General features: G+C 69.5%; 1 protein-coding gene. It reads left to right on the top strand.

The window, feature by feature from the left end; genetic code table 11:
• A partial coding sequence (locus AC0MRV_RS20855) for a beta strand repeat-containing protein (RefSeq protein ID WP_472766459.1) occupies positions 1 to 1,746 on the top strand: 1,746 nt, incomplete at both ends.

Below are 1,746 nucleotides of genomic sequence, written 5' to 3'. Positions count from 1 at the left end.
CGGCCAACTACAGCCTCACCCAACCGAGCGGCTTCACCGCCGCCATCACGGCCAAGGAACTGACCGTCACCGGCGTCAGCGTCGCCAACAAAACCTACGACGCCACCACCGAGGCCACCCTCTCCTATGGCTCGGCCAGCCTGGTCGGTGTGGTCGGCTCCGAGGATGTGAACCTCTATCCCAACGCGGCCACCGGCACCTTCGCCTCGGCCGACGTGGGCAACGGCATCGCCGTCACCGCCGCCAACTTCCAATTGGCCGGCTCGGCCATCGGCAACTACACCCTCACCCAGCCTACCGGGTTGACCGCCGACATCACCGCCGCGGCCATCACGGTCACGGGCGCCACGGCCAACACCAAGGCCTACGACGGCAGCACCGCCGCGACCCTGGACTTGGGCTCGGTCACCCTCACCGGCAAAGTCAGCGGCGATGACCTGAGCCTCGATGACGGTGGCCTCTCCGCCAGCTTCGCCAGCGCTGCCATCGGCACCGCCAAAGCGGTCTCTGTCTCGGGCCTCGCCCTCGCCGGCACCGACGCGGGCAACTACAGCCTCAGCCAACCCACGGGGCTCACCGCCGATATCACCCCGGCCCCGCTCACCATCACCGGCCTCGCCATCGCCGACCGCGACTACGACGCCACCACCGCCGCCACGATCACCGGCACCGCGGCGCTGGACGGCATCGTCGGCTCCGAGGACGTTGCCCTCGATGAGAGCGGCGCCACCGCCAGCTTCACCACCAAGACCGTCGGCACCGGCAAAGCGGTCACCGTCTCGGGCTACGCCCTCACCGGCGCCGATGTGGCCAACTACACCCTTAGCCAACCCACCGGACTCACCGCCGACATCGCCGCGGTCACCCTGAGTGTCACCGCCATCGGCGCGAATAACAAAGTCTACGACGCGACCACCGCCGCTTCCCTCGATGCCGGCAGCGCCTTCCTGATCGGCGTCTTGGGCTCCGACGACGTGAGCCTGGACATCAGCAGCGCCACCGGCACTTACGCCGACAAGAACGTCGGCACCATCAAGACGGTCACCGTCGCCGGCCTCGCGCTCACGGGCGCCGATGCGGCCAACTACACCGTGACCCAGCCCACCGTGACGGCCGACATCACCGCGGCCCCGCTCACCGTCACCGGCGTCACCGCGGCCAACAAGACCTACGACGGCACGGCCAGTGCCGCGCTGTCCACCGGCTCGGCCGCCCTCTCCGGTATCCTGCTCACCGATACGGTCGACCTGAACACCGGCTCGGCCGTGGGGGCCTTCGTCGATGGCAACGTCGGGGCGGGCATCACCGTCAACGTCGCCGGTCTGACCCTCAGCAACACCGACGCCGGCAACTACACCCTGACCCAGCCGAGCACCACGGCCGACATCACCCCGGCCAGCCTGACGGTCACCGGCGTCACCGCGGACAACAAAGTCTACGACGGCGACACCACCGCCACCCTCGGCGGCACCGCCGCGCTGGTCGGTATCATCGGCTCGGATACGGTCAACCCGGTCACCACCGGCGCGGCCGGCACCTTTGCCAATGCACAGGTCGGCACCGGCAAAACCGTCACCGTCACCGGCATCACCCTCTCCGGCTCCCAGGCCGGCAACTATGCGGTGATCCAACCCACCACCACCGCCGACATCACCGCCGCCCCGCTCACCGTTACTGGCGTGACCGCGGCCGACCGCGCCTACGACGGCACCACCGTCGCCGCGCTGGACACCAGCTCGGCCGCCC

It is taken from the genome of Actomonas spartinae, from assembly GCF_051209155.1.
In the GTDB taxonomy this organism is placed as follows: Bacteria; Verrucomicrobiota; Verrucomicrobiia; order Opitutales; family Opitutaceae; genus Actomonas.
Note: the sequence above shows the minus strand (reverse complement) of the source record. Positions and strands in the feature narration are given on the sequence as shown.